The organism is Methanofastidiosum sp., assembly GCA_020854815.1.
In the GTDB taxonomy this organism is placed as follows: Archaea; Methanobacteriota_B; Thermococci; order Methanofastidiosales; family Methanofastidiosaceae; genus Methanofastidiosum.
The window spans coordinates 30754-55416 of sequence record JAHKLW010000005.1 but is presented as its reverse complement, the minus strand read 5'-3'; the positions used below and the strand labels follow the sequence as shown (position 1 = coordinate 55416).

Annotated in this window: 22 protein-coding genes; 8 read left to right on the top strand and 14 right to left on the bottom strand. The window is 36.0% G+C overall.

All coding sequences use genetic code 11. The features are described from left to right. The first annotated feature begins 13 nt into the window (after nt 1–13). Genes asd through KO464_00845 form a run of 4 tightly spaced genes read left to right on the top strand, consistent with a single transcriptional unit; the run spans nt 14 to nt 4338 of the window. Entirely contained in the window at nt 14–1096 is a 1083-nt protein-coding gene (gene asd / locus KO464_00860; GenBank protein ID MCC7571922.1) for an aspartate-semialdehyde dehydrogenase, read from the top strand. An 8-nt stretch (nt 1097–1104) separates the two neighbouring features. After that, on the top strand, nt 1105–1650 hold the full coding sequence (locus KO464_00855) for a hypothetical protein (protein ID MCC7571921.1): 546 nt from the start codon (nt 1105–1107) through the stop codon (nt 1648–1650). 33 nt (nt 1651–1683) lie between these two features. Beyond that, on the top strand, nt 1684–2475 hold the full coding sequence (locus tag KO464_00850; GenBank protein ID MCC7571920.1) for an energy-coupling factor transporter transmembrane protein EcfT: 792 nt from the start codon (nt 1684–1686) through the stop codon (nt 2473–2475). Nucleotides 2476–2532: 57 nt separating this feature from the next. Then, on the top strand, nt 2533–4338 hold the full coding sequence (locus KO464_00845; GenBank protein ID MCC7571919.1) for an AAA family ATPase: 1806 nt from the start codon (nt 2533–2535) through the stop codon (nt 4336–4338). Here KO464_00845 and KO464_00840 read toward each other — a convergent pair. Continuing rightward, on the bottom strand, nt 4329–5003 hold the full coding sequence (locus KO464_00840) for a metallophosphoesterase (protein ID MCC7571918.1): 675 nt from the start codon (nt 5001–5003) through the stop codon (nt 4329–4331). The genes KO464_00845 and KO464_00840 overlap by 10 nt on opposite strands. A gap of 60 nt (nt 5004–5063) precedes the next feature. On the opposite strand from KO464_00840, the gene KO464_00835 reads away from it, so the two are divergent. Then, nucleotides 5064–7838, top strand: a complete 2775-nt coding sequence (locus KO464_00835) for a DEAD/DEAH box helicase (protein ID MCC7571917.1) — start codon at nt 5064–5066, stop codon at nt 7836–7838. Here KO464_00835 and KO464_00830 read toward each other — a convergent pair. From KO464_00830 to KO464_00790, 9 genes are all read right to left on the bottom strand, one after another. Beyond that, nucleotides 7824–9764, bottom strand: coding sequence for a hypothetical protein (locus tag KO464_00830; protein ID MCC7571916.1), 1941 nt, complete (start codon nt 9762–9764; stop codon nt 7824–7826). The two genes, KO464_00835 and KO464_00830, sit on opposite strands and share 15 nt — an antisense overlap. Nucleotides 9765–9785: 21 nt before the next feature. Beyond that, a complete protein-coding gene (locus KO464_00825) occupies nt 9786–11246 on the bottom strand; it encodes a hypothetical protein (protein ID MCC7571915.1) in 1461 nt (486 codons plus the stop codon). A gap of 25 nt (nt 11247–11271) precedes the next feature. After that, complete coding sequence (locus KO464_00820) at nt 11272–12351, bottom strand: MMPL family transporter (protein ID MCC7571914.1); 1080 nt, start codon at nt 12349–12351, stop codon at nt 11272–11274. A gap of 1 nt (nt 12352) precedes the next feature. Next, nucleotides 12353–13435 (bottom strand): MMPL family transporter, encoded by a 1083-nt coding sequence (locus KO464_00815; protein ID MCC7571913.1) that lies wholly within the window; start codon nt 13433–13435, stop codon nt 12353–12355. Beyond that, nucleotides 13432–13779, bottom strand: coding sequence for a PadR family transcriptional regulator (locus KO464_00810; GenBank protein MCC7571912.1), 348 nt, complete (start codon nt 13777–13779; stop codon nt 13432–13434). Before KO464_00810 ends, KO464_00815 begins: the two co-directional genes overlap by 4 nt. Before the next feature lie 74 nt (nt 13780–13853). Then, on the bottom strand, nt 13854–15164 hold the full coding sequence (gene hxlA, locus KO464_00805; protein ID MCC7571911.1) for a 3-hexulose-6-phosphate synthase: 1311 nt from the start codon (nt 15162–15164) through the stop codon (nt 13854–13856). Beyond that, complete coding sequence (locus tag KO464_00800; GenBank protein MCC7571910.1) at nt 15154–15912, bottom strand: phosphopantothenate/pantothenate synthetase; 759 nt, start codon at nt 15910–15912, stop codon at nt 15154–15156. Before KO464_00800 ends, hxlA begins: the two co-directional genes overlap by 11 nt. 9 nt (nt 15913–15921) lie before the next feature. Further along, nucleotides 15922–16803 carry a hypothetical protein gene (locus KO464_00795; GenBank protein ID MCC7571909.1) on the bottom strand — a complete coding sequence of 294 codons (882 nt, stop codon included), beginning with the start codon at nt 16801–16803 and terminating at the stop codon, nt 15922–15924. A gap of 9 nt (nt 16804–16812) precedes the next feature. Beyond that, a complete protein-coding gene (locus KO464_00790) occupies nt 16813–17346 on the bottom strand; it encodes a flavodoxin domain-containing protein (protein ID MCC7571908.1) in 534 nt (177 codons plus the stop codon). A gap of 57 nt (nt 17347–17403) precedes the next feature. Here KO464_00790 and coaBC point away from each other — a divergent pair, with 57 nt between their 5' ends. Continuing rightward, nucleotides 17404–18618 carry a bifunctional phosphopantothenoylcysteine decarboxylase/phosphopantothenate--cysteine ligase CoaBC gene (coaBC, locus tag KO464_00785; protein MCC7571907.1) on the top strand — a complete coding sequence of 405 codons (1215 nt, stop codon included), beginning with the start codon at nt 17404–17406 and terminating at the stop codon, nt 18616–18618. 8 nt (nt 18619–18626) lie between these two features. On the opposite strand, the gene KO464_00780 is transcribed toward coaBC, so the two are convergent. From KO464_00780 to KO464_00770, 3 genes are all read right to left on the bottom strand, one after another. Further along, entirely contained in the window at nt 18627–19589 is a 963-nt protein-coding gene (locus KO464_00780) for a transglutaminase-like domain-containing protein (protein ID MCC7571906.1), read from the bottom strand. A 54-nt stretch (nt 19590–19643) separates the two neighbouring features. Further along, complete coding sequence (locus KO464_00775) at nt 19644–21035, bottom strand: radical SAM protein (GenBank protein ID MCC7571905.1); 1392 nt, start codon at nt 21033–21035, stop codon at nt 19644–19646. Between the two features lie 136 nt (nt 21036–21171). Next, nucleotides 21172–22083, bottom strand: a complete 912-nt coding sequence (locus KO464_00770; protein ID MCC7571904.1) for a hypothetical protein — start codon at nt 22081–22083, stop codon at nt 21172–21174. A 124-nt stretch (nt 22084–22207) separates the two neighbouring features. Between KO464_00770 and KO464_00765 the strand changes: the two genes are divergently transcribed. Together KO464_00765 and KO464_00760 are read left to right on the top strand one after the other, a co-directional pair. Beyond that, nucleotides 22208–22465: a hypothetical protein gene (locus KO464_00765; protein ID MCC7571903.1), complete on the top strand. Its 258-nt coding sequence runs from the start codon at nt 22208–22210 to the stop codon at nt 22463–22465. Between the two features lie 28 nt (nt 22466–22493). Further along, a complete protein-coding gene (locus KO464_00760; GenBank protein MCC7571902.1) occupies nt 22494–24266 on the top strand; it encodes a ribosome biogenesis/translation initiation ATPase RLI in 1773 nt (590 codons plus the stop codon). 3 nt (nt 24267–24269) lie between these two features. Here KO464_00760 and KO464_00755 read toward each other — a convergent pair whose 3' ends face one another. Continuing rightward, a complete protein-coding gene (locus tag KO464_00755; protein MCC7571901.1) occupies nt 24270–24662 on the bottom strand; it encodes a DUF126 domain-containing protein in 393 nt (130 codons plus the stop codon). Nucleotide 24663 lies beyond the last annotated feature (1 nt).

Genomic DNA, 24663 nt, shown 5'->3' with positions numbered 1-24663 from the left:
TAAGATGATAATCATGGAAAAGATAAACGTAGGCGTAATTGGAGCTACTGGAATGGTAGGCCAAAATTACATAATATTATTGGATAATCATCCTTGGTTTAATGTGACATATGTCGCAGCGTCACCCAAAAGTGCGGGCAAAAGCTACGAAGAGGCGGTAATGGGAAAATGGCAGATGGTTACAGACCCTCCAGAAAAAGTAAGAAAACTTATAGTTGGAGATGCAAATGACGTAAGTCAAGCAGTTGGAAAATGTGCCTTAGTTTTTTCTGCCCTTGAAATGGAAAAGGAAAAAATCAAAGATCTTGAAGCATCATATGCTAAAGCTGGAATACCAGTTTTTTCAAACGCTTCTGCCAATAGACACGTTGACAATGTACCAATGTTAATCCCTGAAATTAACAGTAACCATATTGAAATAATCCCTGAACAGAAGAGGGTAAACGGTTGGGACAAAGGATTCATAGTTGTAAAACCAAACTGCTCATTACAAAGTTACATGACACCTGTTTATGCTTTAGTTAAAGCTGGATATGAAGTTAAGAGAATGATAATTACTACAATGCAGGCTGTTTCTGGAGCGGGGTACCCTGGCGTACCTTCTCTTGATATGATAGACAATATAGTTCCTCTTATATCTGGAGAAGAAGAAAAATCGGAAGTAGAGCCACAGAAAATTATGGGCAAGATTGTAAATGGAAAGATTGTAAACGATACAAGCATGGCAATTTCTGCTCACTGCAACAGAGTTCCAGTAATCGATGGTCACACAGCATGTGTAAGTCTAGAATTTGGCGCGAATAAACCTTCTCTTGAAGAGATCAAAAAAATATGGAAAGATTTCCGCTCTGAACCACAGGAGTTAAACTTGCCTTTTGCCCCAAAACAACCGATTATTTACAGAGAAGAACCTAACAGACCCCAGCCAAGAAAAGATAGAGACTCAGACAAAGGGATGGCTGCCACAGTTGGAAGACTCAGAGAATGTAAGGTATTCGATATCAGATTCGTCTGTCTTTCTCACAACACAGTTAGAGGGGCTGCAGGCGGGGGAATATTAAACGCTGAACTTCTAAAAGCAAAAGGATATCTTTGAGGATAAACATGGGAATTGAAGAAGACATACTAAAACGTTTGAAGTCCGTAAAGGGTATTATAGATGCCTTCATATTAAATTCAGAAGATATTGATAAAATCAGAGAATTTGAAATCCAGGCTGAAAAGAATAAGGCCGCCGGGGGCATGATGGACTTTATCAATGAAGGTGTCTGGGAAGTTTTATCGAAAGGATTAGTTTTCCTTATTTTTATCGATGATACTTTTTCAGATAGAAAACATGGGCAAAGCCTTACATTAATGAAGGACCCTTCAGGCAATGTTCTTGGAAAACTGATAAGAAAAGACGAAATACCTGAGTACCAGAAAAGAGACGACGTTGTTTTTATGGGGGAGGAGTTTGTCATATTCACCAACGTAAAGACACAGGGTAAACCTTACTTTGTGATCCCAGCTCAAAATGTAGAAGAGCTTAAGGATTTAAAAGGGATTTCTGCAAGTCTCTGCGTTCCAACAGACCTTTTCTTCAAAGAAAAGTATAATACTATGGGAGAAAACCTTGGAACAGTCATTGTCGGCATAGATAAACCCTAAACTTTTAAATCTAAATCTTTTATTTCTTTTATTATGATAAAGTATTCTATGTATGTCAAGGAATCTTCATTTTTTCATAGCCTTGACCCAAGAACAAAAATAGTGATTCTTTCATCTATATTTGGTCTTGCCCTTCTATACAAAGATCCACTTTATCTTGGCACCATAGCTGTTTCAGTTTTATTGATGATAAAATTTCTCTGCAAAATCAAAATAAGAAGACTTGCAGCATACATAAAACCAATACTCCCACTCATTTTAATGTCATTAATTTTATGGCCATTTTTCCAACCAACAGGCAAGATAATCTTTGAATATTGGAGGATAAGCGTGAGTGAAGACGGCATAAGAATGGGGCTTGCAATGACTTTTAGGATCTTTGCAATAATCACTGGCACATTTCTCCTTTTAATGACAACACTTCAGCGTGACCTTGTCCTCGGTTTAATGAAATTTAAGGTACCTTACGAATACTGTTTGACTTTGGCTATATCCTTAAGATATGTCCCTACACTGGCTGGAATCACATATACAATAATGGATGCACAGAGGTCAAGAGGACTTGAGCTAGATAAAGGCCCAATATTCAAAAGAATAAGAAACTACATCCCAATAATTACTCCATTAATAATAGGTTCAATAAGAATGGCCGAAGAGCTTGCAATAGCTATAGAGTCTAGAGGATTTGGATACGGAGAAAGGACATTTTTAAATGAGATCTCTCTTAAGAAAAGGGATTACATAACTATGGCCTTTTCTATTCTCATCCTGGGGCTTGGAACATATATCCGAGTTTTGGGATATGGCAGCATGACATTTGTCTGATATAGTCACACCAAGAATTTTGCAAACACTTTTAAAAGATTAGTTCCTATTTTGTTTGTGGAATCTTCTGATTTAAAAAAGACAGAAAAGGTTAGGGCATATCTAAAAGAAGAATATGAGTATTTTGACCTTGTCCAAGTGTTAAAGGAAAAAGGATTTTCTCAAAAAGTGCTTGAAAAGGAAGAAATTAAAGAACTCATAGCTTCTTCTCAAGAAGTAATAAACCAGATACAGCATGAGCGAGGAATGCTAAAAAATGAAATCAAGACTTTCCTTGAAGGCCGCATTAACAGACTTGAGCAGAGAATTAGAGAATTAAACGAGCCTCCGTTTCTGATTGGTATTTATGTAAGACCTCTTGACCGAGAAGGGATGCACGAGATTTTCGATTATGTAAACTATAGAATAATAGCCTACATGATTGATGACCTAGAGGTGAACAAAGGAGATAAGATAAGATACAAGTTCATTGAGGCAAAAGATGGCGGAAGATTTGTAATTCTCGAAAGACACCCTGGCAAAGTCGATACAACACTTGGTGAGATACTAAAGATTGAAGGTAGATATGCAACAATAAGATTTGATACTTATCATGAGATGATGTTGGATATTGGGGATTTTGTGGATTCTAAAAATCCTTACCTTAAAGCCGGGGCCACAGTAACCTTATTTGGAAATTCAAAAGACTGGGAAATACTTGATATAAAGATTAATGTGAAATATGGTGATGATCTTCTTCTTGAGAAGAAACCTAAGGTAAAACGAGAAGAAGTAGGTGGTCTTGACGAGGCAATTTTAGAAATTGATCAGGCCGTTGGGTCTGCTCTGAGTTATGATTTTATCAGAGAAAAAGTACAAAAATTAAAAATCGAGAGGACTAAAGGAATCATGCTTTATGGGCCACCTGGATGCGGTAAAACATTAATTGCACGTTATGCAGCCTCTATTTCTTCGAGAAATTTCATCAATGTTGACAAAGAGCTTAGAAGCAAATGGTTTGGAGAGACTCAGCAAAACATTGAGGAATTATTCAAGTATGCAGAGGAAAAGGCACCATCCGTTTTATTCTTTGATGAATTTGACAGTCTAGTGCCAGAAAGAGAAAGTGGGTCAGAGGCAGCAAGACTTGAGAACCCAATAGTAAATAAATTTTTACAACTTCTTGACGGCCTTGAGGAAATGGGAGACGTTATTATTATAATAGCCACAAACAGACCGGATATAATTGACTCTGCAATTCTAAGGCCCGGAAGAATCGATAAGCACATCAGAATTGGAAGGCCGGACACAAGAGATTCTGGAGAAAAAATCCTGGAAATATACCTAAAGCCAGACCAATTAATCCCTCATCCATCTGAAATTGAAAAATATGGATCCCTCAAGAAATTCACTGAAGTCATGAAAGAAACAATATTGGACGAGCTTTATGAGAAGAACAGAATTTGTAACATTGAAAAACTCGGGCTTATCAATGTTCCAATAAAGGAAACTATATCGGGTGCGATGATAAAAAATATTGTTATAAAAACAAAGAAGTACTATATAAATAGGCTTGATAAATACGCTAAATTAATCGATATAATAAACAATATTTACCATAGCAAGCTGTATGTTGAAAAAACATGTGAAGTGCTCTGTTCAAACATCATCAATGAATGTTACGAAGTTTCAAAAGAGCTTGGGGAAACTGCTGATAAAGTGATAAATGCAATCAAAAAAGACTTATTCATCGACATGTCTGAGAAAATTGAAGAGGGGCACCTGTTAAAGAGAATTGAAGAATACATAGACCATAACGAGGGAATGTTAATTGAAGACGCGATAAATGCCATAGATGAAGATTGTGGTAAAATTCAAAAGTAAATATCCTTCACTTTTCCCATATAAGTTCCGTCTAAGAGATAACACTCAAAATTTTTTATTTCTAATCTACCACTTTCAAAATAAGGGCCCGGGATCTCTTCATTCTTGTTTATAGAAACACCTTCGATAACTGGATTAAAAGAAGGCAAAACAATAACATTTTGGCCTCCTTCTATTTTAAGAAAGCATTTCAAACGAGTTATCTTACCGTTTGAGTCAACAAATTCAACTACAGGATGGACATGGCCCATAATCAAATTGTTGCCCCCAATAAGTATGTGGCCATGAGTTAAGATGTGATCTTCTATTTTGAAAGATTTCATGACTTCATTTTGGACTATTTCTTCTATATTTCCATCATGATTCCCCTTGATCAGTTTGACAGGTATATCAAAATGTAAGAACTTAGGTAGATTCATTTTTTCAAAATAGGAAGTAAATGGAAGATTATGCTTTATATCTCCTAAAAGTATAAGTTCATCTATATTTTTTCTTTTTATGATTTTTAATAGATCTGCCTTCATTTTTTGTCCGACATCTGGGACCTTAATCCCCTTTTTGTAATATTCGTACTCTTTACCGAGATGTAAGTCAGCTACAACAAGATATCTTTTATCAGATTCAATGATTATTGCAGGTTTATTAATCACTGGATATAGGTCCATAATTTAAACCCAATAAATTAAATATAAAAATGCTTTGGTGAGTTCTAAGTAGGTGCAGAAATGAGTTTTGAGCTTTTAGGAGATGACATTTTCAATGTTTTGAAAGAGTTTAATTTTACTTCACCTACCGATATCCAGAAAAGCTCAATTCCAGAAATATTAAAAAGAAAAAATGTATTATTGATGGCTCCAACAGGTTCAGGAAAAACTGAAGCTGCCATTCTTCCTCTTCTAAGACTTGTCAAGGATAGTAATGCCCAAGGAATAAAGATTATCTATATAGCTCCACTAAGGGCCCTCAATAGAGATCTTCTTCTGAGGCTTGAAAAAATAGGCGAAGCGATGGGGATTACAATCAAAGCAAGACATGGTGACACAGTCCAAAGTGAGAGGAGAAGGCAAAGTCTGAAGCCTCCAGATATATTGATTACTACCCCAGAAACACTTCAAGCACTCTTCACTGGTAAGAAGTTGAGAGAACATCTCAAATCTGTTTTGGCTGTCGTCGTTGATGAAATCCATGAAATTGCAGAAGATAAAAGGGGGGTTCAATTAAGTCTGGCGCTTGAGAGGCTAGAAAGGCTAAAGAGCGGCAGAATCCAGAGGATTGGACTTTCTGCAACTGTTGGCTCAAAGGAGGAAGTTGCAAGATTTTTAGTGGGCCAAGAAAGAGAAGTTCAAATAATTCAATCTCAAATAAAAAAAGAGTTTGACATTGAAGTTGAAACCCCAGAAATCTTTGAAGAAGATATAATGACTGCAGAAAATCTAAAAATATCGCCTTATGTCGCATCATCAATACGAAGGATTAAGGAGTTAATTGATGCTCACAAAAGCATTCTTCTTTTTGTTAATACTCGTCAAATGGCTGAGACTCTTTCTTCAAGATTTAACCTTATGGAAATGAATTTTATTGATGTGCACCATTCATCTCTCTCCAAAGAAACTAGAATTGATGTTGAAAGTAGATTCAAGAATGGGCAAATAAAAGGAATAGTCTGTACTTCAAGCATGGAACTTGGGATAGATGTCGGCGCCGTTGATCTAGTTATCCAGTATGGTAGCCCAAGACAAGTATCAAAGCTTTTGCAGAGAGTTGGCAGGGCAGGTCACAAAACTTATCTTGTTTCTAAAGGAGTAATACTTACAAGTGACGAAGAGATATGCGAATCTGCAGTAATAGCAAAAAATGCATTGAACTATAAGATTGAAAGCTCACAAATACCGGAAAAATCACTTGATGTTCTATCTCACCAAATAATAGGCCTTTCCATGGAAAGTAACGAAGTATCAATTGAAGAAGCTTACTCTATCTTTAAAAAATCCTATCCTTACAGAAATTTGAGTTATGATGAATTTTGGAGAGTTCTCTACTTTTTAGAAAGCATAAGGCTGATTTGGATCAATAACGGAATAACTTACAAAAGGTCCAAGCAAGGAATGTTTTATTATTTTGAAAACCTATCAATGATACCAGATACGAAACAGTATAGGGTTGTTGAAGTAGGAACTGGTTCATCTCTTGGTGTACTCGATGAGAACTTTATTGTTTCGAATATTGAAGTTGGCGGTAATTTTATAGTTCGGGGAAGAACCTGGAAGGTATTAAATATTGAAGAGGAAAAAATTGAAGTCACTGAGACTAGATCTGTTGGCGCAATTCCTTCTTGGGAAGGTGAACTCATACCAGTCCCATTGTTTGTTTCCAGAGATGTTTTTGAAATTTTTGATAATAAAACAAAAATAGATGAGTTGCCATTAAATCCAGATACAAAAGAAATTCTAAATGATTTGCTTGATGAGCAGTCAAAATATTTCCCTTATTCTAAGAATTCAATAGTCATCGAAGATATAGGTGAGTTTGTCATCCTGCATATCTTTAACGGCTCTAAAGCAAACGATACACTGGGTAGGGTCATTACCTCCCTTCTTGCACAGAGATTTGGGGAGTCAATAGGGATGAGGACAGACCCGTATCACATAATGATAAAATTCCCTCCCGGGATCAAAGATGGTGGTGGCGTAGTGAGAAATACACTTCTTGAACTAAATGAGGACCACGTGATACCTATCCTTGACATTGTCTTAAAAAATACTCCTTTATTTGAATGGAAGATGATCCAGATAGCAAAGAGATTTGGAGTTATAAGAGCAAACTCTGAGAAATATTTAATGAAGAACATACTAAAACTCTATAAGAATACCCCGCTTTATGAAGAAACATTAAATGAGCTATACCACGATAAACTCGAGATTGAACCTGTAAAGCAATTAATACGAGATCTGAAAGATGGGAAACTAAATATTATTATAAGCAAAAACGAAGAACCATCAACCTTTTCAAGATATCTTCTTGAAGGCTCATCATTTGAACTTTTGTATCCAAAAAGGCCTGATAAAGAGATTATAAAATATTTGAAGAAGAGACTACTTGAAAAAAGGGTTACACTTGCTTGCCTTCACTGCAGAAACTGGAAGACGACCCTTTCTGTAAATAACTTTGAGGATAATCCAAAATGCCCCAAATGCGGTGCACGGTATATTGGAATTTTGAGGAGAAGGGAGGACCTCGAAATAGTCCGAAAAGGCGCCAAAGGAAAAATAGATGATGAAGAAAAGAAGAGCTTGAAGGAGATTAAAGATTCTGCAGATTTAATTCTCCCCTATGGGAAAAAGGCGATTATCGTTCTAGCAGGGATTGGAATAGGTCCAAGAACAGCTAAAAGAATTCTAACAAAGGATAGAAAAAATGAGGAAGATCTCTTAAAAGATATTCTTGCCGCTGAAAGAGTATATGCTAGGACAAAGATGTTCTGGCAATCAAACAAACAATAATTTCATAAGGTCTTCCAAAGCGTTGTTAGTGGCCTCACCGTTTCTACCGCCCACGATTAAAACGCTGTTTTCATAGAAGACATTTCTTAGATATTCCCACTGGCCAAAAGACCTTGACCATACGACTTTAGAAATACCTGCGTCATACAAATCTTTTATTAAGAGATTGCTGTTTTCATTTCCAATTAAAATGAGATTCTTCATAGCCTTATCGGAGCCAGTAACATCTATGTCTCTTTTTATAAGCGAAGCAGGCTCAATTTTAACTGTAGAGTCGTAGAATAAATATAATTTTGATTTTTTCTGGCTGACCTCAAGTTCTATACCATCGCCGTCCTTCTGCTTGTAGTTTGAATCAAGTATATCTATCTTGAAATAGTTCTTTGGGCCATATACAATCTGCGGGTCACAGCATGTGAGATCTATTTTATCACACAAAATTACATCAATTGTATCGTAATTACACTTCTTAAATCTTGGATTAGCGGGATTAATATCTAGATAATCATCGCATGTTCCAAATATACCATCTTTTCCAGGATTTATATAAACTGGCGAAGGAAAGGGTAATTTGATAGAAGCGTTACATTCTTCTCCAGGAGTTTCAAATACAGGTATCTGTTGTTCTTCAGGAGATAGATTTCCATCAAGATTAATATCAACTCCAAATGCAATAATATCCTCCAAAAGATTGGAGATGCTAAGATTATAGTCGTTTGGATATGTAACAAATGGCATACAACAAGAAGTTTCTTCAATAGCCCCATAGTCCTTCAAAGAAAAAATATCAAACGCTGCAAGCAAGCTATTGTCGGCACCTTCAAAGACTTTTATTCCATCTATATAAAAAACAGGGATAGACCATATAGTTTCCTCAATCCCATCAATAACTCGTGTACCTCTATCAAAGATGAAATATGGGTCATTCTCATATTGCCTTGTTGGAACAGTTGTAAAGGAGCCGTATCCTCCTTTTGGATCGCATAGAGAAACGCAGGTGCAACACCTTGAACTATTAGCATCCATCACCATTAAGAAATCATCACTTTTCCCTGTGAAGTCAGATACTCTAAGGTAAACTTTGTACTCGCCCGAAAAGCTTCCACCACTTTTAACCTTAAACTTGTCATCTTTAGAAGTCTCTTCTGTTGTTGGGCTGTGTATGTCTAGAAGTGTTACAGTGTACCAGCCAAAGACTCTCGTGTCCCCTACTTTGAATATGGTATCTGGAGAATAAATAGGAATCCCATAAATAAAATAACTTATATTTTGATCTTTAGAGCGATATACGCCATTATTTATTATTGGATACTCTTTCTCAAATAATCTTATTTTATATGAATTATATGGTACATCATAAAGAGGGCCGCTGCAACCGGCAAATACCTGTCTTTGGAGGGGTGTACGGATAAATGATACCCTATATATTATGTCAGATATATTAAAATCAAGACAATAATCATCAGGGGACTCAATATCCGATAACTTTATGAATATCTCTTCATGCGTTTCATCATAATCGAATACTTTATCTCCGTCACCATAGGGATAGAGAAATGATGAATATTTATATCCGTCATCCCACCATAGCGATTTTAATCCATCGGCCACCTTAATTGAATTTATTGTGGTGTTACCAGGATCGATTCTTATTATATCGCTAGCATTCACATTCTTTAAAGAAACTTTGTACTCTTCATATATAGTATTCTCAATTCTTTCAGTGTGGTGATTGGCAATGAGAAATGCAAGCTTTGAAGCAGAGATGACATCTGATGATGTTGCTGTTTCTCCAACAACTATCATAGACTTCACAGCATCTTCATCAAAAAAGAAAGCATCTTCTGGGACTGAAGAAGAGGCCACATCAAATGGAAAAAGTATAGAGATTAAAATAATTGAAAGTAGTATTAGGCCTCTTCTCATATTTCCACCGATATCGATTCATTATTTTTTCTTTATATAATTGTTGTATGCGTAGTATCCTCCTATTAACAATACAACTACAAGCCCGATAATTGCAAAGATTCTTATATTACTTACTGATTTCGTTACCGGTATTTCAATGTTCTTTTGGAATAAGTAGACGTTTAAATCCTGCTTTTCCTTGTCGCCAATTGCTCTAATCCTTAGATTTAGTTGATAGGTTTTCTCTTCTGCAGTTGATTTGACATTTGTGGCTAACACTACTTCTGCTTTCTGTCCTGGTTCAAGGACTCCAATGTAATCATTTTTTGATGTGAAGTCAAAAGGCTGTTCTGACCTTTCAATCGCCTCAACTATTATTGATTCGGCTTTCTCTTCTCCTTTGTTTTGTATGGTCAGATTAATCTTTGCGCTTCCTCCAGCCCTCACTGTTTCAGGAGAAAGACGGTATTCAATGATTTCTAGGTCAGGTTTTCCTTTTATATCCAAATTCAATTGAAACTCTTCCTTAATTAGATTGTTTGAAGAGTCCCTGTATTCAACAAACATTGGCACCGCATATGTCATTTTTTTTGCATCCTTACCAACGTTAATGAGAAATTCCGCATCCTTCGACTGCCCGCCAGAAAGTGTTCCAAGATTGAAAGAGCTCTCATAAGATTTTGATAATGAAAAAGGCTCATTTAGATCAAGATAAGCCTTCACATACTTTGCACTTTCAGTACCTTGATTTGCAAGATTTACTTTTATCTTAATATTTTCGTTTCCTGCCCTTACATTTTCTGGGGTAGATGAAAAATTAACTACCATTATCTCTGTTCTCCCCGAGACTCGAAGCCCAAATTGAATTGTATAAGGTCTTGGGTATGGCATTGAGCCATCATAAAAGTTTAGCACAAGTGTCATCGGATAATTTCCTGCTGTTATTTTTTCATTTGCTCTCAAATTAAATGAAAGTAATTTATCTTTTTTTGCTTCAAGGTCCCCAATATAAATAGAATCTGAAGTATTCTCTGGCATGAAAGGAATTACAGTGCCACTAGGAGGGACATTCAAACTTGCTTTTACAGTGTATGCTTTCATTGATCCCTCATTTGAAAGCAAGATTTCAAGATCAAAGGCTTCTCCAGGCTCTACATTCAAAGGATTCGTTTTTACTTCCTTAATGACAAACTCATATTGACTTCTTCCAATTTTGTATCCGACAGGCCCTTTGATTATTACATTTACGCCCACGTTTGAAACATCGATTAGAGTAATCGTGATATCATTTACTTTGAGTGTCTCACCTTCTGAGATATAGGCCCCCAAAGGCCCAACAGGTGCAGTACCTTCCAAAACCATAAACGACGCCATCGTGTTTTTATAGTCAGTAAGTGCTAAAGCATATGGTCCAACAAAGACAAATTCGCTATCATAAAGGTACCCTGAATAAATCACCGTATCTGTGCTTCCATAAGCGCTTGGCGCTAAAACACTCATTAAAAAAACTCCTATTAAAAACATACTAATTTTCTTCATTATACGCCTCCATTTTCTTCTTAATTAATTTTTTTGTATCTTCAAATATTTTTTCTTGAACTACTAAAAACGATGGGAGAAATATAAGCGTTACCCCCATGCAGCTAAATACACCTATGAAAAGCATCTTTCCCATCGTATCAAGTATGGATAAAGACCCCGCAAGCATTGCAATGAATCCAAATCCTGCAACAATAGACGAAACAACTATAGGCTCAACAACACCTTCTAAAGTCCTGACTATTTTCTCTAAAATTATAGGAGTACGCTCTTGATTATATCTATTTATAGTCTGTATTGCGAAATCAATTCCAATTCCGGTCATCATTGAAATAACTCCTACTAACTCAGAACTTAAAGAAATTCCTGCAAATCCCGATATTCCCATCATCCATACTATTCCCACACCAACACATATCAAAGGCATTATGCCAAATCTTATTGATCTGAATGTCAGTATAACACAAAGTAAGACTCCTATAATCCCAAATGTAGATATCTTTGACATCTCAGGTAAGATTATGTCTGTAAGTTCTTTAACCATTGCTATGCCGCCTCCCGGCTGAACATTCAATGTAGTTTTTGAGATTATTTCTTTCACGTCGTCATATACCTTCATATTATCGACGCCCTTAATGACATTAAGTCTTATCAGCATGTATCCAAGATTATCTGAAACTTCAACCCTGTTCTTTAGCTCTTCTTTTGGCAGATATATCTCATCTAGTTTAAGAGTAAAAGAAGAGCTTTCTATCCCATAGACATTCATAAGTTCTTGATTCAATAAATAAGCTTCCTTCAAGATGTCTGGGGAGCCTATATTTTCTGAGTTGATTACAACAATAATGGAGTTATATCTTTCAAACTTGTCCTCCATCTTCATGAACACCTGAATCTCCTCAATATTATTGGGCAACTGGCTCATATCATCTCCTTGTTCTATCTTGATGAGGGAGATCCCAGATCCTAAAATTATTGTTATAATAAATGACAGTATTAGAAGCCTCTTGGAATTTTTTCCATGAATATCTGAAAAATCTCTTATTAGTTTATCGTAACGGGACATATTACCACTCCCTCAAAGCCATAATTGAAGGTAAAAAAACTAAAGCTCCTATAAGACAACTTATTATTCCCAAAGATAAAGCAGTTCCAAGATGGACCATCATAGGCATTGAAGAAAGCGCTAGAGCCATAAAGCCAGCAACTGTTGTTACACTTGATCCTATTGTACCACGGCCAACACCTGCAACCATAGCCACAACTCTTTCTTCATTTGGCTTATCTTTTTTTGCCTCCTCGTTGTAACGTAATACCATAAATATCCCGTATTCAGCACCGAGACCTATGACAATGGCTCCAATGCTAGTTGTCACGAGACTTATTGGGATACCAATATAAGATAGAATTCCTCCTGTCCAGACTACTCCGCAAATAAGTGGAATTATAACAAAGAATGATTTGAATCTTAATATTAAACTCAGTAATATAAATACAATTATTGCAGATATGGCCATAGTTTTCATTGAATCTTCTCTCAGAACTTTAAGAATAGTTTTACTTAACACAGGGGATCCAGTTATGGTATAATTCAATCCATACAACTGTACTTTTTCAGTTTCTTCTTCTACTATGTCAATTGCAGCTTGAATTTCCTCTTCGCTCCTTACTCCACTCATCCTGACCATGACTATGGCTGACGTATAATCTTTTGATATTAATCCTGGTATAGTCTTTGCCACATCCCTCAATGCCACGTCATCTGAAGGAATTCCCCTAAAGATTGAATAATAGACCGTCCCAGGACCAATTACATCAATTATCTCGGGTCTGGATTTTAATCTTTTCTCAAGTTGATATATACTTTCAAGGCTTTGTTTATTCCTTATGTCATCTACAACATCAAAATCAGTTTCCAATAGAATTATAATACCTTCTTCTTCGCCAAATTCACTGTTAATGAGATTTTGAGTCTTTACAACGTCAAAGTTTTGGGGAAGTTCTTTCATGAAATCCGATTCAAACTTTAAGTTTAATACACCAAATGATAAAAAAATAGTTATCAGTAACATTGAGGCCACTATAATCTTACTGTACTTGTATTCAATAAGTCCAAGTTTTCCAAATAGAGTGTCTCTTAGCTCTTTCATTTATCCACCTCAAAAACTTCCCCCAGAAAATCCTCATAATCTAGGAGATCTCTTTTTAGATTGCCCATATTCTCATTTAGTTTTATATTACCCTTTGGAGTAATTTTATAATATTTTTTACCCCTCGTTCCTTTGTTTGTTTCTTCAATTAATCCTTCTGATATCCATATTAATATTTTAGGATAAATTAATGCCGGAGAAGGTTTCCAAGTACCTTTCGACCTAATTTCAAACTCTTTTATTATGTCGTAACCGCATAGCTCTTTCTTGCTGAATAACCAAAGGCCGAATGTATCCAAAATGTGGAAATAATGAAACCTATTGTGAATTTGTCTAAATGTCATATAGGCACCGATATATCATATAATGATATGTCATAAAGAAATATATTATTTATAAATATTTCGTCAGATAAAAATTATCCTACAATTTTTTCCCATTTTTTAAGTTTTAGAACTTTTGATAGAGTGGACCCTCTCTTTATCTCTTCCCTTATTCTGTTCTCCTTTTCTTTAACATCAAGGCTTCTGTTTATTATCTCTTGCGCATCTTCTTGAGGGATTACAACAACTCCACTGTCATCTCCTATTATATAGTCTCCTTTGTTTACTTTAAGGCCACCACATATAACTTCACACCCTATCTCTCCAAATCCTTTTGGGTCTCCTGCATCAGGAACTTCATATCTTGCAAACACTGGAAAACGAATTTCTTTTAGGTCATCAATATCCCTAACTGCACCATCTACAACAATCCCTCCAAGTCCTCTCGTAACAGAACTCCAAGTTGCAAGCTCTCCCCAAACAGCTATATTACCACAATTTGTATCTATCACTAGAATGTCTCCTTTCTCTGCCAAATCTATCGCTTCAACGACCTTTGCCCAGTCTCCGTTCATAGTCTTAACAGTTAATGCTTTTCCTGCCATCTTAAGTCCAGGCACAACTGTATGTATGCCTTTCATCGCGCCACCCCTATGCATGGCGTCTGAGACGTTTGAAGATGAGACTTTTTTTAAGGCATCAATAAGCTCTTCTCTTTTGTATTTTCTAAATTCTATACTTTCAATAGGTTTTGCAAGGTCAATACTCTTTCTGATTCTTTTTGTAGCCTCGAGAAGGTCAGAAGCTTTTGTAATGGCGCCACCAACAATAACTATATCGGCCCCTGCAGAAACTACATCAGGGATGTTCTCAGAATTCAATCCACCTGCAGTTGCAATAGTAATATTCACCGCCTCTTTTACATCTTTTATATCCTGCAATGGATTTTCTCCCTTCATCTGCTGGTCAATTCCAACGTGAATACAGACATATTTTGCACCCATTTTCTGAACTTCAGCCGCCCTATCCACTTTGTTTTTGACATTGATCAAGTCAATCATAATTTCAGAATTATACTTCTTAGCGGCTTTAATTGCTTCTTTTATTGTGCTGTCATCCGAAGCCCCCAAGATTGAGACTATGTCGGCGCCGGCTTTTGATGCCATCTCAGTTTCAAAATCACCTGTGTCCATAGTCTTCATATCTGCAATTATCTTCTTATCTGGAAAAATATGCTTTAGTTCTCTTAGGGCTTCCATCCCTTCACTTTTTATCAGAGGCGTCCCGGCTTCAATCCAGTCAACTCCTCCGCCAATGGCTTCTTTTGTCATAGAAATAGCCCTATCAAGATTCAATATATCTAGTGCAAGTTGAAGGATTATTTTACTAATAGAATCACCTTTCATTAATTTTTTCTTCCCAACTATGAAGATTATTTCTCATTATTTGAATTGATTTCTTAGTATTCTCATTATTGTCAAATACCAGATCTTCTTTAATATCTTTATCTTTAAATTTCTTTATCTCTTGAATAAGTCTGGGCATTGCCCTAACAACATTATCAACTATTGTTATATCGGAGCATAAGGAAGTCCTTGATAGCGGATTTAGATCAATTGCTATAATCTTTTTCCCCATTTTTTTAAGTGCCAAAGCCCGGTCTCCGTCTTCTAAAGGTACAAGTAATACGTCAGAAGTGAAGATGCCCTCTTTAGAAACTTTACCCCTTGGCGAATCAAGACCTGGTATAGTCTCAGTTGCGTTATTCCCAACACCCAGAATATCTATAGCACCGTATTTTTCAAGTCTTTCTTTAATCTTAATCTCTCTTTCAAGTGTCCTGTAAAACAGATTGATTTCTATCTTCAAAGGTAAAATCTTTGATAGCTCTACAACTTCATTTGGAACGAGGCATGCAATGTTTCCATTGACAGATACAACTGGTTTTTTTGCTCTACACAACATAATAGCGGCCGCTTTTATTGACTTCTCAGCTGCCAAGGTAGTTTTTTCTCCTAAAAAGTAGTCAAAAGCCTCTCCTCTACCATGTGCCGCTATACCAACTTCTGAAAGAACTCCATCCTTAAGGCAGTCTTTTACCTTCTCTCTCAATATAAGAGACTCATAACGTGGATGATTTTCGGATATATCCATCTGTAGCACCTATAATAATCCTAATGCTATTGGGGAGACAATAAAGTCTCCTTTAATGTCTATTAAACTTTCCAATACTTTTTTTTCATCTTCTTCATTAATAAATGTGAATACTCCTTCTCCGATCATAATGCCTGAAGCATTGAAACTATTAATCTCACTAACTATTTCGATTAAATCCAGAATTTCTTTGGGCATAATCCCAGTTGAATATGTGAATTTCTTTGAGCACTCCATCATCCTTTCAACAGTGGGCTCACTGATAAGTTTCTTTAATAATTTAGCTCCACATTTTTCAATTATCTTGACCTTTTCAGGATTTTTTAAGACACTTTCCGTCTTTTTCATACCAAGGCTTATTGCAATTACTTTTAGACCGTTTGAAGGTATATTTTCGATTTCTCCATCTACACCCGGGGATTTCCTTATCTCAATACCCCCCTTTACCTCGGCCACTACATCTCCAAGACCACCTAGTGTATTAACTTCAGTTTCATGTGCAATTTTTATACATTCTTCAGGAGACATTTTTATCATATCTTTAATTGAAAAACATATTCCAAGGGCAGCTGAGGCAGATGCCCCAAATCCAGATTCAACCGGAACATCACTTTCATGCTGTATCAATATATCTTTATTGGTAAAATATTTGAGATATTTTTTTTTAACTAAATTTATACAGTTCAATGACACCGGTGCACTATTCTTCTTAGTGCCATTTAGATAGATGTCAACTGAGCCTCTACCTTCCATCACATTAATTTTAGTATTGACGCCCAAAGAAAGCGATACCCCTGTACCAGTTGAGCCTGTTTTCAAACAGTCATCACTAAAGAAGGGGACAAAAAAGCCAGTTATATGTGAAGGAACATAGCATTCTGAACTGTACATAAAACGCCTTTATACTGCCTTAAGCTTACTGATAAACTGTTTGCATTTGTCTTTATCAAGTTTATTCAACACTGGCATGAAAACTAGATCTTCTTTCCTAATTGGCTTGCCAATTTCTTTAAAGAAGTTCACTATTCTTTCCTGATCTTGCTCGTCAAGGATTTTAGGATTGAATACTCCACCCAATACTTCCTCTAAGATGATATTTTCCTTTGGAAGTTCCCTTTTCAGTATCTCAAGATTGAACTTGCCGCCTATTTGTTTACCTTGATATTCATTTTCCTCGATATCATTACACACGACAAAAATTGCTATCTTCTTTTGCTTTAGTTCCTTATTGAATTTTTCTATAAATTCACTTATACTTTTCAGAGGCTTATCATCGTAATCGGGCGAACCTATAATTATCAATGGGTACTCGTCAATAGAACTTACTTCTGACGGTTTTTTAACGACAATATTTTTTATTTCCTCAGATATCCATCTCGCTATTACCTCAGTTGATCCATATTTTGTGTCATATACTAAGAGATTATTAGTCATTTACTCACCTATTTAATCTGCATAATAACAATTTTTATAAAGATTTAGGCTATTTCTATGATGATGCATAGAAAGTCGATAAAGGGGAGTAAGTCAAGTAAGTTGGCTGGAAAAGGGATTGTGTTGGGCATTACTGGGAGTATTGCCGCAGTTGAATCAGTTAAACTATCTAGAGAGCTCATGAGGCATGGGGCAGAGGTATACGTCGTCATGAGTCAAGATGCAAAAAAGATAATCCACCCATACGCGCTTGAGTTTGGCACTGGAAATCCAGTTGTTGATGAAATAACTGGCAAGATAGAGCATGTTTCTTATGCTGGAGAACACGATAAGAGATGTGATTTAATTCTTATAGCACCCTCAACAGCAAACACAATTTCAAAGATAGTATCCGGAATCGATGATACACCCGTCACAACAGTTGTATCCACGGGATTAGGCAAAATTCCGATTATCATAGTTCCCGCTATGCATAGCTCAATGTATAGGAATCCTATCATTCTTGAAAATATTGAAAAGCTAAAAAAATATGGCATTGAATTTCTCACCCCGAAATTCGAAGAAAACAAGGCAAAGCTTCCTGAAATCGATGACATTGTAACAGCAGTGATAAAAAAATTATATGTCAAAGATTTTCATGGCAAAAAAGTTTTGGTAACAGCAGGCCCTACAATTGAGAAGATTGATGATGTTAGATTTATCACAAATAAAAGTAGTGGATTAATGGGAATAAAATTGGCTGAAGAGTTTGATATGAGGGGGGCCGAAGTAACTTTAATTTTAGGGCCTACTCAATTGAGTTCCTGTGTAAAAACTCATCAAGTTGAAACTTATGAAGAGATGTTAAATGCCGTCATCTCAAATAAAGAAGTGGACCTAGCCCTTTTTGCAGCCGCAACATCTGATTTCCACGTTGATAATTGTGCATCTGGAAAGATTTCTTCAAATCAACCTTTTAATATTACGCTCTCCCCAAACAGAAAAATAATAGAAGAGTTTTCAAAAGTTTCAAAGTCCTTTATAGTTGGATTTAAAGCAGAATATTCCGTTTCAGAAGATCAGCTTATACGAAAGGCATATGACAGGCTCCAAAGCTCTAATATGGATTTAATCGTTGCAAATGATGTTGGAAAAGAAATGAGGGGATTTGAGTCTAAAACAAATGAAGTCTTTATCATAGACAAAACAAAAAAGGTGTTCCACTTACCTCTAGATGATAAAGAAAAACTCGCCGAAAAAATTGTTGATATAATAAAGAAATATTTAAATTAAAAAAGATTTTAGTTGTTGATTTCACTTTCTAAAACTGTTCCCTGCTCTAGAATCTCTATCATGAAAGGTTTACAACCTTTTCCTTCTAAATCGCTTCTATAACAAGCAAAATCATTATTGAGTTCTAGTAGGTCTACAGTCTTGTCTAATGTCAAGTAGTATCTTGATAAAGTGCCTATCTGCTGCCTATAGGGATCAACAGGTACCCATCTCCCGTTAAAGTATAGTTCATTCCAAGAGTATGGTTTCCATATACCTCCCTCTTCCAAGTCATAGTAAAGTCCGTATACTACTTTTGTTGGGACCATCATAGACCTCATTAGTGAAGCATATAGTGTCGTGTAAGGGCCAAAACCCAATGCTTTACTTGTAGATAGAGTTTCAGTAGCACCTTGCATCCACCAGTACTCATAACCCATATTTAAATATGGACTTTCATCAACTCTAATTCTGTCTCTTTGGTCTTTCATTATTAAGAAGGCGGTTCCATATAAGTTATAATCTGCGTCTTCTTTTGCATATCTCAATGCAATATTGTTACGCATATGTTCAGTCCAGTGGACCGTTCCAGTTCCCCATATCCCTTCATCTAATTCCATTCCTATAACATAGGGTAAAACGTCATCTGGGAAGCTATTGAGAACTTTTACTGCATCTTCTTCTGTTTCTACAATAGGTATCCTGACAGTATCGTCAAATGGATAGGTTTCACCATACAATGTGACTATTGCTTCAAGTCTAATACCACTGTCCCTAATTATGACGACTTTTTGTCGTGATGAATTTAAATCTGAAAGATCATATGGCTGTGAAATATTAATTCTAGCCTTAAGATAGGATACTGTTTTGCCAGTTTGCACCGGCGTCGTATTAACATCTGTACCATTTTCTTCTTTCTGTGAAATACACCCTGAGAATGTAGCAACTGAAATTAAAAATATCAGGGCGAATACAATACTTGCTTTTTTCATATACTCACCAATCTTGAAGATTCAAGGGCCTAATAAATATCTTTCGGTGAAATACTATTCGTCAATTGGCGTAGTTAGCCGTTTCTCGATAGTTTCCCTATGAATCGAATTGTAACTGCAAAAAGGGATAAATGTGCCGTCAGGCAGGGCGTAGTGTATTGCACACCTTTTTACCCTATCTAAATCAAAGTTAAAGGGGTCCATAAAGTGCATAGTCCCAATAAATAGTGACTTATGGTGAAGTTTTGCAAGGTATTCCTTACCTCCGCCATTTAAAATGCCCTTTGTAATTTCTAAAAGATTGAAATCTTTTGGCATTTTTTCATTATCAATAAAAGATCTCATATCCTTTAAGATTTTAGATATCTCAATACTTTTTCTTATTCTTCCCGCACAGTTTATACTTTGATTTCTCTCTTTAAGGTACTCAAAGAACCCTTCAACATCCACAAATCGAGTAATTGGTATTATCTTTCCATCTTTTACAAACACGTATGTTGCAACACCACATTGCGGGTGTGTTGAAAAATGAGGCATATCTGCCCCTTTCAAAGATTCAACAAACTTGGATACAGGAACTACAAATGGAATTGGGTAAAAGTCTTCTTTTCCGATTTCTCCATCTGTTTGATCTTCTATAAGTCTTACTAGATCTGTTATCGTTATCCTGGAATTTTTCATTTCTTCCTTTCTTGCGCGGCCAGAAAAGGAAAGAGGTTGAAAGTTAATCCCTCTAATAACATCAAAATTGTCTCGCCCAAAATATATTATGTCACCAAGTTCTTGATCATTTACGCCTTTTGAAACAGTGGGAACAAGAACAAGACTAGTTTCCCCAAAACTTCTTAGATTTTCTATAGCTTTTTTCTTTTCCGGAAAAGTGTCATATCCACGGAATTTGATATATGAAGCAGGGTTTAATCCGTCAAATTGAAGATAGTAAGTGTTTATACCGGCATCAATGACTTTTTTTAAGTACTCGGGGTCTTTAGAAAATCTCTTTCCATTTGTTGCAACTTGAATCTGTGAGATTCCTAAAGTTTTTGCAGTTTGAATTAATTCTGGCAGGTCATTTCTTAATGTCGGTTCGCCACCTGAAAATTGTATTGCAAATGGAGGATTTGGTTTTATTGAAGTCATGCTTTCAAGTATTTTTCTAATTTCTTCAAAGGAAGGCTCGTACAATTTTTTAGTTGCACCTGCACTTGCAAAGCACACTGGACAACTCATATTGCACCTATTTGTCAAATCAATATTAACAAAAATCGATGGGGTCAAATGATCCTCACACAAGCCGCAATCATAAGGGCATCCTTTATTTTTGTTTTTTGTTTTCATAACAGAATTTTCTGCAACTTGGTCAAGTCGATCTAATCTTTTGTAATATTCAGGGTCATCTGAAAGAGCGTCTGAGAAAAAACCATGGTCAGGGCATTCCTTTTCCATTAGGATTTGTCCTTGAACTTCTTTGATATCTGCTTTAATTCTTTTTTGGCATATCGGACATATTGAGTCAGTAGTACGTATAAGTTCATAGGACAATAAAGCACCTTTATGAAAAAGGATAGGATTATTTAAAAAATTATCTCTTAAACAGGAGCATTAAAAAGATAATTACTAAAACAACTGCAAAAATTGACAAAAGCAGGAAAAAATAGAATATCCCGGAAGGGGGCGTCTTGGCTTCGTTTGTTATCTCCTTAACTTCAGATGCATTTGATTCTTCTATCTTTTCTTTCTCAATTACATTTATAGAAATGTTCTGGTATAACACCCCTTCTCTGCCTTCGGGGTCTTGGAATCTTATCACAACAAGAGGATTAAAGGATGTTTTAGAATTATTTTCATCAATTGAGACAAACAGTCTACCAGAAGCCGCTCTTTGAGGATTAATTGCAGAAATATTGACAGTATTATCCGATAATATATCCCCTTTAATTTCCGCTTTGATATTTTTGATCTGGAGCCCCCCAACATTTTCTAAGGTGAAGGGTATTTCCAAAGTTTCGCCCCTATACGATGTGAACTCATTAACATCTAATTTTAGGACAACTTCTGCCCTTTTTTTATTAAGCTTAACAGTTACATTCTTCTCCAAGTAAAAGGGCTTGCAACCACCTCTACATGGGCCTTTACCACATTTCAATAAAATGTTAAAACTTGCTTCATTTAATGGAAAGTCTTTACTAAATGTCAAAACAAACGTTTCTTTGAAACTCTTGCCAGGCCCAACAGTTGAGAATCTGAAAGGATTAGCCTGATAGTCTCTCTCAGATTGGATGTCTGATTTGTATTTATCCATAAGTGAATCTTCAATACTTATCCTCCCGTCCCAGAGCATCTCATTTGATTGGTTTATTATTTCAAAAGTAATTTGTATTTCTTCACCCTTATCTACATTTTCAGGGTAAGAAAGTATAAGGTCGACATAATCACCTCTCACAGGCTGAAGAGCAAAAGCTAACAAAAGGAGCACTACAAGTAATCTTTTCATTAAATCATGATAACACTATTTCAATATAAATTTTACGAATTCTCTAAAACTATAAGAAACTGGCCCGGATGATAATAAACTTTTTAAATGTAACACTTCTCATCTCTTTAAATGGTGAGTTTTTATGGATGACAATCATAAAATAGGGCTTGTTTTTGCTGTAACTGGGCTCATAGCAGGCGTAATATCTGGGGTCGCATCCCTACCTAATCTTGTTACTGTTCCTTTAGCATTTGTTATATTCTATGTTTCACAGTATCTTGTCAAGATTGTAGGTGTTGATATGGCAAAATACTCAAACAGAGGCAGCATTTTAAAATCAGGGGTCTTCTCATTTATTGGGAGCTGGCTAATGTTTTGGATAATTATATTTAACTCATAAATATATTATTTTTTTTTCAGGTGATCTTTTGAGAATTGCTGTAATAGATTACGATAAATGTCAACCAAAAAAGTGTAATCTATTGTGTCTTAACTATTGTCCCGGGCCCAGGATGAATGAAGAGACTATAATAATAGACGAAGTAACAAAAAAACCTATTATCTCTGAGGTCTTGTGCACTGGGTGCGGTATATGCATTCATAAGTGCCCCTACAAAGCGATTTCTATAGTCAATTTGCCCGAAGAACTTTCTCAGCCAATACATCAGTATGGGCCAAATACGTTTAGGCTATATCGATTGCCGATACCAAAAGAAGGAAAGGTACTGGGTCTCATAGGTCAAAATGGTGTTGGAAAAACAACAGCAATTAGAATTCTTTCTGGAGAGCTTTACCCCAATATGGGAGATTATGCCTCAAAAGAGATGAAAAATCTCACTTCTTATTTTAGAGGAACTGAGCTTCAAGGGTATTTTGAAAAGATTGAAGCCAAAAATATAAAGAGTTCCTTAAAGCCTCAATATGTGGATAAACTTTCTCAAGTCGTGAAAGGGAATACTTCAGATCTCCTTGACAAGGTCGATGAAAGAGGAGTTGCAAAAGAGCTTATTGGTGAACTTGATTTACAAGATGCTCTTGATAAGGATATTTCTGTTTTAAGTGGGGGAGAATTACAGAGAGTTGCCATGATTGCTTCAATATCTAAAGACGCCGACATTTATTTTTTGGACGAGCCTACATCATATCTTGACATAAAGCAGAGATTAAACGTCGCAAAGGTAATACGAAATCTTGCAGAGCAAAAGACTGTTGTCGTGATCGAGCATGACCTTGCAATTCTTGATTATTTGAGCGATCATATCCATATTCTTTATGGGCAGCCAGGAGTATACGGGATAGTCTCAACGCCTCTTGGTGTTAGAGTTGGGATTAATATGTATCTCGATGGCTACATAAAGGAAGATAATGTTAGATTTAGGGAAGAATCAATTAAATTTTATCAAAAGGAAGACAAATCCTCAAAATTAAGAAAGGTTCTTTTAGAGTACCCATCTTTTGAAAAGAGCTATGACAGCTTTTCACTCAAAACTGATGGTGGCTCCCTACATAAAGGCGAAGTCATTGGAATTGTTGGGCCAAATGCTACCGGTAAGAGTACTTTTATTAAAATACTTGCTGGAGTCTTAGAACCTGACAATGGAAACAAATTTGAGACTGAGTTGAAAGTATCCTACAAGCCACAGTATATCCAAAGAGATTATGAAGGAACTGTAAGAAACCTTTTAGCAGAGGTTGCAAAGGAGAAATTTTTCACAAATATTTACAAGGCAGAAATACTAAGACCTTTAGAAATAGACCCAATAATTGATAATACAGTTTCAGAGCTTTCTGGCGGAGAATTGCAGAGGGTGGCAATTGCCGCATGTCTTTCCCAAGACGCAGACCTATACCTATTTGATGAGCCTTCAGCATATCTTGACATTGAGCAGAGACTTAACTTTTCAAAGGTATTGAGGCGATTTATTGGAGACAAGAAGCTCATGGCAATTATAGTTGAGCACGACTTAGTTTCCTTAGACTACACTTCAGATAAGGCTATAGTATTCTCTGGAAGACCTAGTGTATCTGGGATAGCTTCCCCCCCGTTATCGCTTCGTGATGGAATGAATAGATTCTTAAAAGAGATCGGAATAACATTTAGAAGAGAGCCCGAGTCTGGAAGACCAAGATCAAATAAGATTGATTCACAAAAAGACCGGGAGCAGAAGTCATCAGGCGAATATTACTACTTTAAAGCATAAAAATCAAAAAACTAATTCTACTGTTCCTTTGTCACCATTGACCTTCACTTTTTTTCCTTCTTCGATATTGTCAATTTCTATCTTGTCAATCATCGGTATGTCTGAAATTATAGCGCCAACTGAAACTATTGTTTCTGCTTCTTTATTTATTATTGCAAGAGGGGCCGCACCATTCTTCTTCAACTGGTAAATAACATAGGATCCAACAGTTGAGCCTTTACCCATTGGAAAGACAAAAATTTTATCTTTTATACTCTTTCCACACGCATTGGAATTTTTGTCCGTTATTATTCCTGTTTTAGGGTCAACCCCTCCAAGAAAAGAAATTGGCGAGGTACTTTTCAATACCTCACCTTCTGCTATACCCTTGGATATCTTTCTTCCGCTCAAGATCATT